A 16182-nucleotide genomic window follows, 5' to 3' on the forward strand; every position below is an offset into this window, starting at 1 on the left:
TTGGATCATTTCACCGTTTCAATGAAACGATGAAGTGATCTAGCGCGCGGCGTCGCGCGCGCTGCGTGTCTGTCTCTGAATTTCGCAACGTTCCGTTGACGTCCTCCAGGACGCTCGCCGCGCTCCCAATTGTTAACATCACCCCCGTCTTTGTGGGGGTGACAAATCAAAGGTTGCAATAACATTATTCGCGCCGGGTGACGGGGCTGGCAGGCAGGCGCACGCGACGCGTGTGATGGAAAATTGGCTAGCTGCAGAACGGTATGGCCGTAACTGCGCACAATCCTCAGAGAGGGAACCTCACGATGCCCAATCCAAGTGAGACGAGCGACGAATGGTGGGTGAACGATCAGACGCCGGACAACCCTTATGGCAAGAGCGAGGATTATGAATCCTTTCTCGACTATCTTGGGGCATTGCCCCGCAGTCTGACGCCGGAGATTGCAGCGGGAACGCTGAGGATCAACGTTTATGAGCTCAACGACCATCCGGAATACAAGGCGGCCGCGATCGGCGCTTTAGAGATGTGGGCGGCTGTCACACCTTTGAAATTCGAAATCGTCGACGACGCGCCGTTCGACAGCACCACGGACTGGATGGAGGTTGTCAGCCCCGAGCTCGGCGAGGAGGACGACGGCAGCGCCTATTCGAGCGATCGCTATGTCAGCGTCGGTCAGCGTTTCCACGACACGGAACCCAACAAGACCGATATCGGCGGCTACGTCTTCGATTCCTTCATCCATGAATTCGGCCATGAATTCGGGCTGAACCATCCCGGGCTCTACAATTACAGCGGTCCCGGCGGCGTGCAGATCAACTATCTGAACAATGCGACCTGGACCTATGACCGCCAGCAATACAGCGTCATGTCCTATTTCGATGGGATCGATGTCGGCGAAACCAGCCGCTGGTCTGCGTCGACGCCGCTGATCGCCGACATCGAGGCCGTCATTCGCCGCTTTTTCTCGACCGTCGACGAGAATGGCGTGCGCACCTATCAGCACATCGAGCTCAACACCGGCGACAATGTCTACGGCTTCGGCAGCACGCAGTATGGCTACCAGCTGACCTCCACGGGCATGCAGCATGACATCGGCTTTGCGATCCATGACACCGGCGGAACCGACACGATCGACTTCTCCGGCTCGACGGCGGGCACGATCCTCGACCTGCGCGCCGGACAGTTCTCCAGCGTCAACGGCCACAGCAACAATGTGTCGATCTTCGCCGGACACAATGCGGATGCGACCGATTATTATGTCGAGAACGGCATCGGCAGCAGGTTTAAGGACATCCTGATCGGCAATGACGGCGCCAACACGCTCGACGGCCGCGCCGGCGGCGACCGCATGGCCGGCAATGGCGGCGACGACATCTATTTCGTCGATTCATGGCAGGACATCGTTCGCGAGGAGGCGAACGGCGGCAACGACACGGTCATCCTCCTGTCCAGGCACCTGAAGATCAGGAAAATCGCCAACGTCGAAAACATCATCTATGCCGACGAGTCGACGATCCAGCCCGGCGAGGGCGGCGGCGAGACCCCGCCCAGCATCGGCGACAGCACGATGGCGAGCATCATCTTCGGCACCGACGGAAACGATACGCTTGACGGCGGCGCCGGAGACGACACGATCTTCGGCCAGGGCGGTGACGACCTGATCATCGGCGGCCGCGACTCGCTTGCCAGCCGCGACATCAACAACACGATCGATGTGGACGACCTCGAAGACCAGACCGAAAGCGACGACGGCAACGACACGCTCTACGGCGGCCGCGGCAACGACACCATTCTCGGCGGCCAGGGCAACGATATTCTCGACGGCGGCGATGGCGACGATACGCTGAGCGGCCAGGACGGTATCGATATATTCAGGGGCGGAGCGGGCGTCGACACGGTCGATTTCAGCAAGGAGAGCCCCTTCCAGCTGCTGGTCAACCTCGCCACCAATGTCGCCAGCGGCGGTACTGCCTCGGGTGACACTTTCTACAGCATCGAAAACCTGATCGGTTCAGATGACCGCATCGACCGCTTCATCGGCACGGCCGCCGCAAACCATTTCTGGGGCCAGGGCGGCGGCGATTACTTCAACGGCGGCGACGGCGACGACATTCTGGATGGCGGCAATGATGGCGACATCATCTATGGCGAAGGCGGCAACGACACGATCATCGGCGGCGCCGGACAGGACTATCTGGACGGCGGCTCCGGTATCGACACGGTGATCTACGCCGGCAGCTCCGACGGTGTGACGATCGATCTTGAGAACGGCACCGCCAATGGCGGCGACGGTGACGGTCCGGTGCAAATCGTCGGCCGAGGTGCTGCGATCCGGCACGATATCCTCGAGGGCTTCGAAAATGCCGTCGGTTCGTCTTTCGATGACCATTTGATCGGCAGTGCACTTGCCAACGCGCTCTCCGGCGGGACTGGCGACGATACGCTGACCGGCGGCGGCGGCGCGGACCGGTTGAACGGCGGCGCCGGCAGCGACACGGCAGACTACGCCGACGCGACGAGCGGTGTCAGGCTCAGTCTTGATGGAGGCAGGTCCGGCGGAGATAGATATGTCTCCATCGAAAATCTTGCCGGCTCGGGATTTAATGACCGTCTGACCGGCGACGGCGCAGCCAATGTGTTGACCGGTCAGGGCGGCAACGACAGGATCGACGGCGGCCGCGGCGATGACACCCTGCTCGGCGACTTTGCCTATCAGGGCGACGCGCCGCCACGCCCGGGCATGGGAACCGGCTATGCGACGCTCGGACCGGACGCGACGAACAACTCCATCGCAGCCGCCTTCGACATCTCCAACAACTTCTCCCTGACCGCCGACCCCGACATCTTCGATTCGACGACGGTGCCTCATACGACCGTCAACGCCACCGGAAACGGCCAGGGCGGATACTACAAGATCGACCTGGCGGCCGGTACCGTCATTACGATCGACATCGACGGAATTGCCGATCCGAATGTCCATGACAGCTGGGTCAGGCTGCTCGACAGCGCCGGCAACATCGTCGCCCAGAACGATGATGGCGGCGGCGACCCCGGCTCTGCAAGCAACCGGGATTCAAGCCTGGTATTCGTCGCTCAGGAGACCGGGAGCTATTACATACTGGAAGGCAGCTGGTCGCCAACGGTGCCGGGCGATGGCTGGGCGGAAGCCGTGCCGACGGGCTCGACCTACGAGTTGAACGTATCGGTCGAATTCCCCCCTGCGCCGCCCCAGCCGGGCGTTGCGGGATCCGACACGCTCGATGGCGGCGCTGGCAGCGATCTGCTGGATGGCGGTCTGGCGGCCGACACGCTTACCGGCGGCGAGGGAGAGGATACATTCCGCTTCTCGACCGAGCTTGGAAACAGCAATGTCGACTGGATCAAGGACTTCAGGGTCATCGACGACACGATCCTGCTGGACAACCTCGTCTTTGAGAGCGTCGGTGCCGACGGCGCGCTCGCCTTGGGCGCGTTCTACGGGAGTGCGGCGGGTGTCGCTCATGACGCCGACGACCGGATTATCTACGATACCGATAGCGGCATCCTGTCCTATGACGCCGATGGCGGCGGCGAGGTTGCGGCCATTCAGTTTGCGCAACTGAGCACAAATCTGAGGCTCTCGGCGGCCGACTTCGTTATCATCTGACTCGACCGCAGGCGGGGCGCTTTCAGGCGCCCCGCCTGGTGCTTCAGTTGTAGACCGCTACCGCAAGGATCTTGCGGGGCGATCATGGGAGAGTGTGAGATGAAGCGCCCGACCGGCCGCCGCACAATATTGTTGACCGTCGGAGCTGCGGCTGTCGCCGCGGTCGCCGGGGCAGTCGCTGCGCAATCGACGGAGATTCGCGGCACGGTTACCTTCGAAGGCGGCGCGGTCATCCCGGAAGGTCACCTTGAGATTTACCTCGACGACCCTGGCATTCAGGATAATGCGCGACGTCGCGCCTCGGATACGCGCATCAAGAGCGACGGCGGGTCGAAGGCGATAGCCTTTTCCTTGCTCCCGCCCGCAAGCTCGACTGCTTCGCCAAGGCTGCGGATCGTCGCGCGCTTGGAGCGGGCGGATGGCTGGCTGGTCGCACGCGGCAGCACACAGGTCGAGGCTGGTTCGCCTGTCTACGTCACACTCAACACAGTTATGTATTGACGAGCCCGGGCGTGCACGCGTCGCCGACGGGTTGCGGGCCAGCCGGTCACATCGTGCACACACCCTAGATCACAGCGACGACCGTGCCTGAGGGGTCGAGGCGACAGCGGATTCGCGCCTGGCGGACCTGGACGCCGCCTTGATCTGGATAGTCTATGCGCACAGCAAGCGGCGCCGTGAGCGCACCGCCGCGATGCCGCAGTAAATGTCCGGCACTTGCCGCCTGCACCCGCACGGCGCCAAGGGCCCTCGCAGACGACGCGATGGCTTGGCGGCAGGTGAGAACCACATTATTCGGGGTACCCGGAACAGCAACAAGTGACATCGGCAGCCGCAAGGGATAAGCCCATTCGCCGCGCTCGTTCGCTGGGCGCTTCGCCTTCAACGGCCAAAGGATTCGCGGCAGCACGATAGCGGGTCTTGCGCCCGTTGCCGGAGCGATGACGGTCGTCGTATTGGCACTTCCATAACCTGCCCGGACCCCTGCAGCGCTCCCCGGATTTGTGCCGGCGGCCCCGGCTGTCGACGATCCGCTTTTCGGAGCGGCTGCCGCCGACGCTCCGCCACTCGATGTGCCGCTCGTTCCGACAGAGGAGCCAGCGTTGGCACCGCCGACGCCGCTGCCAGACGTTCCAATCCCGACCGACGCGCCCTTCGTGCCGACCGAGGTTCCGCCTGTGGCTCCGCCTACACCATCGACGTTTCCGCCGACCCCAGCCGACACGCCGCCCTTGCCGGCCCCCACACTCACGCCGAGTCCGACGGGTCCGACCTTGGCGCCAAGGCCGGCGTCAAGGGCCAAAGCAGGTCCAATCGCAACAGCAATCAACAATGTGGCAGCCAAGTACTTGCGCATTGCTCGATTCCTCATTTGCCTTCCATCTTCTCTATCAGCGGCTACGTGCCGGCGACCGTCTTGGGAGCAGTGCGCTAGGGAGCGCTACCGTGAACGATCGAACGGATGGTGCTGGGTTGAGGACCTCGACCTTGCGGAATTCCAACGATTTTGCTTCACCGGCCGATCCGGCGCGCCTGCGCGCAACCGCCTTTGCACGTTCGCTGGTTCGCTTGCCGACGCGTGCCTTCGGTTCCCGCTCGACGCTCGCCTTGACGCGCTGAACCCTAGCCTTGAGTCCGCCGGTTTCCGTCGATCCCGTTGCAACGTCGTGACCCTCTGCCGGGGCCTGGTTGTTCTCGCCGCTTTGCATCGCCGATAGCCGGACCAGCTCCTCCTTTGCCATGTCACGCTCCCGGCGTGCGATTTCGAGATCGCGCGCCAGCGATCTTGTCTTCTCGTGTTCCAAGGCAAGTGCTTCCCCGGCCCGCGTTGCCGCGGCCTCGGCACGTTTTCCGGCCGCAATCGCGGCGGCTTGCTCTGCCGCCTGCTTCACGCCAGCCTGTGCAGCGGCGGCCGATAGCCGGACCAGTTCCTCCTTTGCCCTCTCACGCTCCCGGCGTGCGATTTCGAGATCGCGCGCCAGCAATCCTCCCTTCTCGCGTTCCGAGGCGAGTGCTTCCCCGGCCCGCGTTGCCGCGGCCTCGGCACGCTTTCCGGCCGCGACCGCGGCGGCTTGGTCTGCCGCTGCCTGCTTGACGCCAGCCTCCAAAGTGGCGGCCGATTGTCGGGCCAGGGCAAGGTCGCGTTCGACCTCCGCAAACTTTCGCCGTTCCTGTTCAAGGGTTCGTCTGGCGCTCCCCAGCGACACCTCCGCAGCGTTTCGCGCCCGGAGCACGGCGGCCTTTGAGCGGGTGAGTCCGGCCGCCTCATCCTCCAGACGCTCGATTTCGCGGATCATCACCATCAGATCGCGCGCGAGCCCTTCGGCTCCTTGCCGCTGTTGTTCAAGGGCTCGTCCCTGGTCAGCCGCGATCTCGGAATATTTTCGCGCCCGTGCGCCAGCGTCGGCGGCCGCCTGCTGTGCCCTGTCGAGATCCCTCCTGGCCGCGTCCAACTCCCGGCGGAGAATTTGCTCACGCTCGCCAGCGGCCATTTGAGCGCTGTTCTTGATTGCGTCGACTTCCCTGCGGGCCGCGAGGAGCTTTTCCTCCGATGCGACGCCCTTGGCCCGTTCACGCGCCGCCAGCTCACGAGCTACCTTGATCGAAATTTCCGCAGCGCGTCTGTCTCGCTCCGCCGCACTCGCTACCTGCTCCAGCTGAGCCCTGTTGGCTTTGAGCTCTTGCCGTGCCGCGGCAAGTTGCTGCGTCAAGGCGGCCATCCGTCGATGATCTCCAGCGAGGCTCTGCTTGTATTGGAATGCATCGTTGCGGGTAGCCGCCAGTTGACGGAGCAAATCGTCCGCTCTGCGGCGGTCCAGAGCTCGGGATGGCTCCGGCGCCTCGGGTTCCACCGCGCGCGGCTCCTCCGCTGGCGCCCGCGATGACTGTAGTTCGGGCGCCGGCATTCGTCGTTGGACGTTCGCGACCGGCCGTAGGTCGCTACCGCTTCTGGCCTGCAAGCGATCGGCTATCCGTTTTGCCAGTTCACTCGCACGCAGACCTGCCGCGGGTAGGCGTCCGATCGCCGGAAGTTCGAGTGTCCCGTCTGTCCCGATCGTAAAAGTGTCGTTCAGCAGCCATCCCGAAACGCGTATCTCGACCGTATCTTGCGGGGCGAGTCTGTCGTCAGTTGCCGACTGGCCTCCCGCAGAAGGTGCAAACAGCACAATAAGGCAGATTGGAATGAAGCGGAGCGCGGCTTCAAGAAAGACGTGCTGACCGCGATGACGTGAAGCCGCCTTCGTTCGTCCATCGCTGCTGGGGCATACAGAGCTGTCGCACGTCGCCACGGACCTTCTTAGATCAGCCATCCGTGATCCTTCCTGCCATGCGCGGCTGCTACGGGTCGTGCGCGCACGCCGCCGATGATCCGCAAGCATAACGTTCAGCGTAGCAAGACTGTTTCGCAGCGAAGAGCTTCAATTAAGGTGATCGGTATCCACTATCTTGCTTAGTTGATTTTCATCAACCAACGGCAGTACTTCGTTTGGATAAGCAGGCACCACCTTTTGGCTATGTCGCGGGGACTGCTGCGAGAGACCGCAGTGAGGGCCAAAGGCGCCATCGCGGCCAACAAGGCAAAATAGCGTGACAATCGTCAATTTGGAAAGAATGGCGCACCCGAAGAGATTCGAACTCCTGACCCCCAGATTCGTAGTCTGGTGCTCTATCCAGCTGAGCTACGGGTGCGTGCCTGAAGCGGTGACCACCGCTTGCGTGGCGATCCTCTAAAGCGTCCTCTCGGGGATTGCAAGCGCCTTTCGGCAAAAAACTTCATTTTTGCGAGCGGTGGACAAGCCGGCGTTGCGCTAACAATCCCGTCGCAGGAGAGGCTTCAGGAGCGTCCCTTCGCGCGGAAAGCATCGAGCCGCACCGGGCGGTCCGGAAGCTCGATTCGGAACAGCGTGCCGGGTGTCGGCTTCTCGACGAGCGCGATCGTGCCGCCATGGGCGAGCACCAGCTCACGCGCGATCGCCAGGCCAAGCCCGGTGCCGCCGGAGCGCGCCGAACCGCGGAAGGCGGCGAAGAGATTTTCGCGAGCCTTGGGCGGCATGCCCGGGCCGGTATCCTCGATCGAAATCGTCACGACGCTGCCGGTCCTGACGGCCGAGACGGAAATCGCCCTCGGGCGGCCGTCCTCGGGGTGGTGGCTGGTCAGCGCCTGGACGGCATTGCGGCAGATGTTGTGGACGACGCGGAAAAGCTGCTCGCTATCCGCATCGACCATGATGTCGTCGCGGACCTGGACGTCGAATTCGATGTCGCTGCGATCGACCGCCAGGAGCTCGCCGACATCCTGGACCAGCGGGCGGAGTGCCACGAAGCGGCGATGCGGTTCGGCCTCCGCAGTCCGCCCATAGGAGAGAACCTCCTGGGTGTAGCCGACGGCGCGGTCTATGGTTCTGAGCAGTGTCGGCGCGAAGCGCTTGACCACCGGATCGTCGACATCGGCCAGCCGGTCGGAGATGAGCTGCGCAGAGGACAGGATGTTGCGCATGTCGTGATTGATCTTCGAAACGGCAAGGCCAAGCTCGGCGAGGCTTTTCTGCTGCTTCAATGTCTTCTGCAACTCGCGCTGCATGCTGGCGAGGTGCTGGCCGGCGACCGCCAGTTCGTCCCGCCCGTCCGGCGGCACGAGGACGCGTTCCGGGCTGGAGGGCTCATCGGAGAATTCCTGCATGCTCGCCGTCAGGCGCTTGATCGGCGCGATCAGCATCCGGTTGATGGCGAGGAAGATCAGCGCCGCGGTGATCAGCGAAATGACGATCGACAGCAGGAAGACATTGCGCGAATAGACGAGCATGGCCTTTCGCAGGCTCGTATCCTTCATCACCAGCTCGATCGTCGCGTCGCTCTCGCCGAGCGGCCCATAGACGCGCATGACGCGGCCGCCGCCGAAAAGCAGCATATCGAAAGCGTCGCGAATCGCGCCGAGGGCCGTGAAATTGGCGATGTCGTATTCGCCGTCGATCGCCGGCGGCATGTCGACGGTGGCGATCATCCGCGAGGCGTCCTTGCGGCGGATGACGATCGCCTTGGTGCCGGTGGCCATCAGGGTCTCGCGCTGCACGGCGCGCGGCAGTTCGATGTTCTGGAGCCCGTCGACGACGACGGCGGCAGCGGCCACGGTGTTCAGCCGGTCCTCGAGCCAGCGGATCCGCATGTTCGCGACGGACGGTACGAAGATCAGCACCTCGGCCAGCATGACAAAAGCGATCGTCAGCAACAGGAGTTTGCCGGAGAGCCCGCGCAAAAATCCGACGGCCGCTCGCGGCGGCGCAGTCTCATTGGCCGGACGTGCGTCTTCTACCATGATCCGTGACTATTCCCTGCCTCAGCCGAAACGCCGCAAGAGGCGGATCGCAGAGCGAACGAAGCGATTTCGCGCCATGGGAGAATAATAAGAGATCGCCGCCTGTTTTCCAATCTCGGAAAGCGTGGGATAGGGCGCGACATAGTCGCGAAAACTCTTGAGCGTCAGCCGATTGGCAATGGCGAAGGCCCAGAGGTTGATCATCTCGCCCGCACCGGCGCCGGCGATCCCGGCGCCGAGGATCCGGCCGCCTCGGCCGGCCACGACCTTGACCATTCCCCGTCCCAGGCCGTCCGTTCGGGCCCGATCGTTTTCTGACAGTTCCCAGCGGACCAGTTCGACCGCGCTGAAGCTTGCACGCGCCTCGTCTTCGGTCGGGCCGACCTGGGCGATCTCCGGGTCCGTGAAGGTGACCCGCGGGACGATGTTTCGCATTTCGCGCGCCGGCAGACGGAAGAGGATCTGCTGCAGCACGAGCCGGGCATGATAACCGGCCGCATGGGTGAACTGCAGACCGCCGACCGCGTCGCCGATCACATAGACGCGGCGGTTGCTCGTGCGCAGGTCCGCGCCGACCTCGATCCGCTCCGCATCGTGGCGAATGCCGGCCGCGCCGAGATCGAGGGCGCCGTGATTGGCAGCGCGGCCCGTGGCCAGTAGCAGGTCGCTGCCGTCGATGTCGAACGGTCCGTTTTCAATGTCGCAATGCAGCCGGATTCCATCGCCATCGCGTTCGACGGAACGGATGGTGGTTCGCTCATGGACAGCAATGCCTTCGGCCCGGAGGGCGTCGAGGACGACCGTCTTCAGTTCCGGATCCTCCCTCGCAAGCGCATCGGCTGTCTCGACAACCGTAACATGGGCTCCCAATCGGCGATGGGCCTGCGCCATTTCGAGACCGAACGGCCCGGCGCCCACGACGACGAGATGACCCGGCACGTGCTTGAAGTCGAACAGCGTTTCGTTGGTCAGGTACGGCGTCTCCGCCAAGCCCGCGATCGGCGGAATGGCAGGCGACGAGCCCGTGGCGATGACGAAGCGTCGGGCGCGAATGAGAAGATCGCCGGCAGCGACCGTCCGGTCATCGACGAAGCGGGCCGTTTCGTGGATGACCTTTACGCCGAGGCCGGCGAAGCGCTCTGCGGAATCATGCGGCGCGATGCCCTCGATCACCGCGCGTATACGCGCATGCAGCCTTTCGCCGTCGATGAACGGCTCTGCGGCCACGAGGCCAAACTCGCCGGCCTGGCGCATCGACTGCGCCTGCCTGGCTGCCGCAATCAGCGCCTTTGAGGGCACGCAGCCATAGTTCAGGCAATCGCCGCCCATCTTGCCCTGTTCGACGAGAACGACAGGGACGCCGAAGGCAGCCGCACCGGCGGCGACCGACAGGCCGGCCGCCCCGCCGCCGATCACGCAGATGTCCGGATAGAGTATGGTCCCCACGCCGCACGCCCTTCTTGCCGTCAACCTTGCCGATGTGACTTTATTAGCCTGTAGGCCAGAGGCAATGCCGCAAACAGCGCCAGCGCGAGGAGGGCAAGCGAAATTTCCTTCGTCGCAAAATCCGAAAGCGACAGCGCATGGCCGCTCTCGCCCGCGCGGGCGATCACATCATCGAGCTCGCAGCCCAGCCACGCATAGGCAAAGGTGGCCGGAACGATGCCGATGAGCGTGGCGGCGACGAAGGTGCGCAGCTTCACGTCAAAGAAGGCCGGCGCGATATTGACGATGAAGAATGGAAAGATCGGCGCCAATCGCAGGACGAGCAAATAGAGGAAGGCGTTGCGCCGAAACCCGTCGGCGAGGCGCTCCAGGAAGCGGCCGGCGCGCTTTCGCAAGAGATCGCCGAGAACCCCGCGCGCGGCGAGAAACAACAGGCTCGACCCCAAGGTGGCGGCAAAAACCGCAACCATGCCGCCGAGGAAGGGGCCGAACAGAAAGCCGGCAGCGATCGTCAGCACCGATGCCGCGGGGATCGAAAAAACCACCGCGGCGACATAGACCACAAAGAAAGCCAGGCCGGAACGCACGGGATGGGCATCGACATGGAGGCTCAGCGCCTCCTGATGGCGGACGAGCGCCGACAGCGAAATATGGTCCTGCAACCCGAGGGCATAGGCCGCCACCCCACCCGCAAGCAGCAGCGCGAGCGGCACGACCCGCCAAAGCGACCGGGTCCGTCCGGAAATGCCGGCCTCCCGGCCCGACGGCGCGCTCAGGGCCGTCGCCTCCTTTGCCCCGTTTCTGGCACCATGGCTCATGAACTTTGCTCTCGGCGATACTGTTCTTGGCTTAAAAGGACTCCGCTCCGCGAACCAGTAAAGAGTGGTCGCGCCCTTAAACGACAGCGTGATCGGGCGGCTGTGACAACTCACGTTGCCGTGAGACAGGAAAGCCCGCCGGCGGCGGCCGGCGGGCTCCTTGATATTGCGTGGGTCTTGACGAGCCTAAACTTCAGAACTCTTCCCATTCGCTGCGCGCGGCAACAGCCGCCGAACCGCCACCGAAGGCACGGGCGACCGTTCCGATCATGCGGCGGGCGGGCGAAGCGACCGGGCGGCTCGTCTCCCTGGCCGGGCTGGCTGCACGCGCCGGCTCGCGCTCGACCTTGAAATAGGTGATGAGCGTGGCGAGACCGTTCGCTTCGGCGGAGAGCTTGTGCGTCGCCGCATTCGCCTCCTCGACCATGGCGGCATTGCGCTGGGTCACCTGATCCATCTGGTTGACGGCGGTGCTCACCTCGCCAAGCCCCGTCGACTGCTCGCGCGCGGCGGTGGCGATCGAATGGATGTGGTCGTTGATCTTCAGCACCCGCGTCTCGATCTCGCCGAGGGCGGCGCCGGTCGCCTGCACCAGCTTGACGCCGGTGGCCACCTCGCTGCCGGATTTCGAGATGAGCGCCTTGATATCCTTGGCGGCGCTGGCGGCACGCTGGGCGAGTTCGCGGACTTCTTGCGCGACCACCGCGAACCCCTTGCCGGCGTCACCGGCCCGTGCCGCCTCGACGCCCGCATTCAACGCCAGCAGGTTGGTCTGGAACGCGATCTCGTCGATGACGTTGGTGATCTGGCCGATCTCGCTCGAGGCCTGCTCGATGCGCCCCATCGCCTCGATGGCGTTGCGCACGACGGAAGCGGATTCGGCGGCGTTTTCCTTCGCTTCGGTCACCATGACAGTCGCTTCATGGGCCCGCTCGGTCGAACTCTTCACCGCCGCGGTGATCTCGTCGAGGGCGGCGGAGGTTTCCTCCAGGGCGGCGGCCTGCTGCTCGGTCCGTTTCGACAGGTCGTCGGCCGCCGAGCGCAACTCGGACGCGTTGCCGTTGATCGAGTCCGTCGCCGAACGCACCTCGCGCATGGTCTTCTGCAGGGTCGAGAAGGTTTCGTTGACGTTCTTCTGCAGTTCCGCGAAGGCGCCCTGGAAGTGGCCGTCCATGTTCTGTGTCAGATCGCCGGCCGCCAGGCTCGCGATCACCCGCCGCGTTTCGGCGATGCCGCTGTCGATGCTGCCGACGAGCGCGTTGACGCTCGCGGCGAAGCGGTTCAGATCGTCGTTGTCGTAATCCTTGCCGATGCGCTGGGCGAAGTCGCCGGCGGCCGCGGCCGCAACGACGATGCCGATGCTCGATTGAAGGTCGGCGCTCTTTTCGCGCAGCGCCGCTTCCTGGGCATTGAGCTCGCGCACGGCGAGCCCGTTCTGCTTGAAGACTTCGACGGCCGCGGCCATGTCGCCGATCTCGTCCTGGCGCCCGGCAAATGGCACGTCGACCGAGAGGTCGCCGCCGGCGAGGAGCTTCATCCTGCCGGTCAGGTCGACGATCGGCCGGCTGAGATGATTGGTGCCTACATAAAAGGCCGCGCCGATACCGACGGCCATACCGAGGCCGGCGATGCCGAGAACGATAACGATGACAGCACTTTCGAAGGCGGCAATGCCATCCGTGATGGCTTGAAGGGATTCGCGGTCGGCGTCGACGACGACGTCGATCTCCGCCTGGAAGGCCTTGCGGTTGGCGCGGTTGGCCTCGTTGTTGCCCTGCTCGTTGGCCGCCTGCGGCGAGACCTCCCGGCCGAGGCGGGCCGTTTCCGTGCGGAATGCCTTGAATTCCTCGGCGCGTTTGGCCACGGCGTCGAAGGCCGGCAACCGGTCGGCCGGAACCAGCGGTCGCCAGTCCTGAAGCAGCGCGTCGATCTTACCGAGGTTCTTGACGATGCCCTCGGCGAAAGGGGTGGCCTTTTCAATCGTCGGCGCGGCGTAGACCCCGCGTGATTCCATGACGACGGCCGTGACCAGACGATTGAGCCGCTCGCCCTTGAAACTGCGCTCGGATGCGTTCTGGAATTGCTCAAGCTCGTCGTTGTATCTGGATACGATCATCAACGACATGCCGGTGATGGCGACCGCCAGCAGGCCCATGATGCCGACGATCAGGTAGATCTTTCCGCGAATTCTCATTTTCCTGCTCCCTCCCGGGCCGCCGCTCGCCTTTAGCGGGCAGAGGCGCACGGCATACACGTATTATTAAATACTAAAATACGTGTGGTTAAGAAATAACTGATGCGGTGGCTGGAATCTGGCTGCATACGCCCGCTACGTTCCACGGCAAGAACGCGGCGGGAATTGACTTTGCCGGACATTTGTCCTTATAAGCCGCGCACGTCCGGTCAAGCCGTCCGACAGCGGAGCCATGCCCGGTAACGTAAGCGCTCTTGCAATCTGCAAACCCAAGAAGGGCCGCACACCGCGGTATTAAATAAATGAAGCGTACCTACCAACCGTCCAAGCTTGTTCGCAAGCGCCGTCACGGCTTCCGTGCACGCATGTCCACCAAGGGTGGCCAGAAGGTCCTCGCAGCCCGCCGGGCTCGTGGCCGCAAGCGTCTTTCGGCCTGAGCCGAAGCTGCCCGAAAGCATTGTTTGGGCACATGACGTCAGAAAAAGACAAGACCCCTGTCGGACGGCTGAAAAGCCGTCCGCAGTTTTTAGCGGTCAGGGCGGGAGAAGCCCGAAAAGGGTCGCACTTCCTCCTTGAAGTGCTTGACCGGAACGAACCGGAAGGCGAGGCCCGCGTCGGCTTCACCGTCACCAAGAAACACGGCAACGCCGTCGAGCGAAACCGCATGCGCCGACGCCTCAAAGAAGCCGTGCGGCTTTCCGCCGGGTTTGCAATGAAACCCGGACACGACTATGTGATTGTCGCCCGACGCGATCTCCTGAATGCACCTTTTGACGCATTGACCCGGGCGCTCAAGGATCGCATCGAAAACAAGCCGAAACAGAAACGGCCCCCGGCCGGTTCCAGGAAACCATGATGGAAAACAACCGCAATTATTTCGTGGCGATAGCGCTCTCGGTGCTGATCCTCGTTGCTTGGCAGTTCCTCTATGTCAATCCGAGAATGGAAAAAGACCGGATCGCTGCGGAAAAGGCCCAGCAGACGCAGCAGGCCCAGCCCCAGCAGGGTGGCCAGCAGGCCGCACCCGGCCAGGCACTGCCCGGTGGCGCTGTCCCCGGCGAAAGCCGCGAGCAGGCGGTGGCCAAGTCTGCCCGCGTGGCGATCGACACGCCGGCGCTTTCCGGCTCCATCAACCTGACCGGCGCCCGTTTCGACGACCTGAAGCTCAAGGGGTACCGCGAGACGGTCGACCCGAAGAGCCCGGTCATCACCCTCTTCAGTCCGGCAGAAACCGCCGACGGCTATTTCACCGAGATCGGCTATATCGGCAGCGACGCGACCGGCTCGATGCCGGGCCCGCAGACCGTCTGGACGCTTTCGGGCGGCGACAAGCTGACGCCGGCCACGCCCGTCACGCTCACCTACACCAACGACAAGGGCATCACCTTCGCGCGGACCATCTCCGTCGACGATCGCTACATGTTCCAGGTCGTGGACAGCATCAAGAACGACAGCGCCGCGCCGGTGTCGCTTTCCTCCTACGGCCGCGTCACACGCTTCAACAAGCCGACAACGCCGAGCATCTACGTGCTGCACGAAGGCTTCATCGGGGTCGCCGGCGAAAACGGCCTGCAGGAAGTCGGCTATTCGAAGGTCGAGGATGACCAGCCAGTGGAACCGGGCAAATCGACGGGTGGTTGGCTCGGCATCACGGACAAGTACTGGGCCGCGACGATCGTCCCGCCACAGGAGACGCCATTCGACATCCGCTTCTCTCACTTCGCCGATGGCCGCCCGCGCTACCAGAGCGACTATAAGAGCGATGCGATCACGGTTGCACCGGGGCAGTCCGCGGAGGTCAAGAACCTCGTCTTCGCCGGCGCCAAGGAAGTGCCGGTCGTCGACAATTATGAAGTGGCCTATGCGATCCCGAACTTCGACAAGTTGATCGACTGGGGCTGGTTCTACTTCATCACCAAGCCGATGTTCAAAATGATGGACTTCTTCTTCCGTCTGTTCGGCAATTTCGGCATCGCCATCCTGATCACCACGATCGTCGTCAAGCTGATCTTCTTCCCGCTCGCCAACAAGCAATATGCGTCTATGGCGAACATGAAGAAGGTCCAGCCGAAGATGGAGGAACTGAAGAAGAAGTTCGGCGACGACCGCATGGGGCTGCAGCAGGCGATGATGCAGCTCTACAAGGACGAGAAGATCAACCCGCTGGCGGGCTGCTGGCCGATCCTCATCCAGATCCCGGTCTTCTTCGCACTCTACAAGGTGATCTACGTCACCATCGAGATGCGTCACGCGCCGTTCTTCGGCTGGATCAGGGATCTCTCCGCCCCCGATCCGACGACGATCGTCAATCTCTTCGGCCTGCTGCCCTTCGACGGACCGGCCTTCCTGCATCTCGGCATCTGGCCGATCGTCATGGGCGTCACCATGTTCCTGCAGATGCGCATGAACCCGACGCCGCCGGACCCGACCCAGGCGATGCTGTTCACCTGGATGCCGCTGGTCTTCACCTTCATGCTGGCGTCCTTCCCGGCGGGTCTGGTGATCTACTGGGCCTGGAACAACACGCTGTCGATCACCCAGCAGGGCATCATCATGAAGCGCCAGGGCGTCAAGATCGAGCTCTTCGACAATCTGAAGGGGATGTTCGCCAAGAAACCCAAGCCGGCGGAATAGCCGGCCGGTGCAGCGATCACAAAGCCTCGGACCTCAAGTCCGGGGCTTTTTCGTTTGGGCGCCATCGCGACACTGAATAGCGTTGACGCGGGCGCGCCGCACGGGCATCTGGCGCTACTCAAATCACTG

Annotated in this window: 11 protein-coding genes, 1 tRNA gene and 1 pseudogene; 5 read left to right on the top strand and 8 right to left on the bottom strand. The window is 63.4% G+C overall.

Translation table 11 applies throughout. The features are described 5' to 3' along the window. Positions 1-305 precede the first annotated feature (305 nt). Positions 306-3647, top strand: a complete 3342-nt coding sequence (locus RHIBR816_RS0102640; protein WP_018234981.1) for a M10 family metallopeptidase C-terminal domain-containing protein — start codon at positions 306-308, stop codon at positions 3645-3647. 99 nt (positions 3648-3746) lie between these two features. Beyond that, on the top strand, positions 3747-4148 hold the full coding sequence (locus RHIBR816_RS0102645) for a hypothetical protein (protein ID WP_018234982.1): 402 nt from the start codon (positions 3747-3749) through the stop codon (positions 4146-4148). Positions 4149-4212: 64 nt separating this feature from the next. Here the strand turns inward: RHIBR816_RS0102645 and RHIBR816_RS0102650 are convergent, their stop codons facing one another. The 8 genes and pseudogenes from RHIBR816_RS0102650 to RHIBR816_RS0102680 form a co-directional block, all read right to left on the bottom strand. Continuing rightward, complete coding sequence (locus RHIBR816_RS0102650; protein WP_018234983.1) at positions 4213-5004, bottom strand: hypothetical protein; 792 nt, start codon at positions 5002-5004, stop codon at positions 4213-4215. 34 nt (positions 5005-5038) lie between these two features. Next, positions 5039-6367 carry a hypothetical protein gene (locus tag RHIBR816_RS33620; RefSeq protein ID WP_245262747.1) on the bottom strand — a complete coding sequence of 443 codons (1329 nt, stop codon included), beginning with the start codon at positions 6365-6367 and terminating at the stop codon, positions 5039-5041. Between the two features lie 243 nt (positions 6368-6610). After that, positions 6611-7027, bottom strand: a pseudogene (locus tag RHIBR816_RS38260) (polysaccharide biosynthesis/export family protein); the annotation flags it as partial. A gap of 233 nt (positions 7028-7260) precedes the next feature. Further along, positions 7261-7337, bottom strand: a tRNA-Arg gene (locus RHIBR816_RS0102660). Between the two features lie 145 nt (positions 7338-7482). Continuing rightward, a complete protein-coding gene (locus RHIBR816_RS0102665; protein ID WP_018234985.1) occupies positions 7483-8961 on the bottom strand; it encodes a HAMP domain-containing sensor histidine kinase in 1479 nt (492 codons plus the stop codon). 21 nt (positions 8962-8982) lie between these two features. Further along, on the bottom strand, positions 8983-10407 hold the full coding sequence (locus tag RHIBR816_RS0102670) for an NAD(P)/FAD-dependent oxidoreductase (RefSeq protein ID WP_018234986.1): 1425 nt from the start codon (positions 10405-10407) through the stop codon (positions 8983-8985). A 20-nt stretch (positions 10408-10427) separates the two neighbouring features. After that, positions 10428-11225: a TVP38/TMEM64 family protein gene (locus tag RHIBR816_RS0102675; RefSeq protein WP_018234987.1), complete on the bottom strand. Its 798-nt coding sequence runs from the start codon at positions 11223-11225 to the stop codon at positions 10428-10430. Positions 11226-11418: 193 nt separating this feature from the next. Then, positions 11419-13419: a methyl-accepting chemotaxis protein gene (locus tag RHIBR816_RS0102680; RefSeq protein ID WP_018234988.1), complete on the bottom strand. Its 2001-nt coding sequence runs from the start codon at positions 13417-13419 to the stop codon at positions 11419-11421. A gap of 302 nt (positions 13420-13721) precedes the next feature. Between RHIBR816_RS0102680 and rpmH the strand changes: the two genes are divergently transcribed. Genes rpmH through yidC form a run of 3 tightly spaced genes read left to right on the top strand, consistent with a single transcriptional unit; the run spans position 13722 to position 16053 of the window. After that, the gene (gene rpmH, locus RHIBR816_RS35560; protein WP_012706673.1) at positions 13722-13856 is read left to right on the top strand and encodes a 50S ribosomal protein L34; all 135 of its coding nucleotides are present in this window, start codon (positions 13722-13724) and stop codon (positions 13854-13856) included. A 32-nt stretch (positions 13857-13888) separates the two neighbouring features. Continuing rightward, on the top strand, positions 13889-14275 hold the full coding sequence (rnpA, locus tag RHIBR816_RS0102685) for a ribonuclease P protein component (RefSeq protein WP_084810984.1): 387 nt from the start codon (positions 13889-13891) through the stop codon (positions 14273-14275). Further along, complete coding sequence (gene yidC / locus RHIBR816_RS0102690) at positions 14275-16053, top strand: membrane protein insertase YidC (protein ID WP_018234990.1); 1779 nt, start codon at positions 14275-14277, stop codon at positions 16051-16053. Before rnpA ends, yidC begins: the two co-directional genes overlap by 1 nt. The last annotated feature ends 129 nt before the right edge of the window (positions 16054-16182 follow it).

This window comes from Ensifer sp. BR816 (assembly GCF_000378985.1).
Classification (GTDB): Bacteria; Pseudomonadota; Alphaproteobacteria; order Rhizobiales; family Rhizobiaceae; genus Sinorhizobium.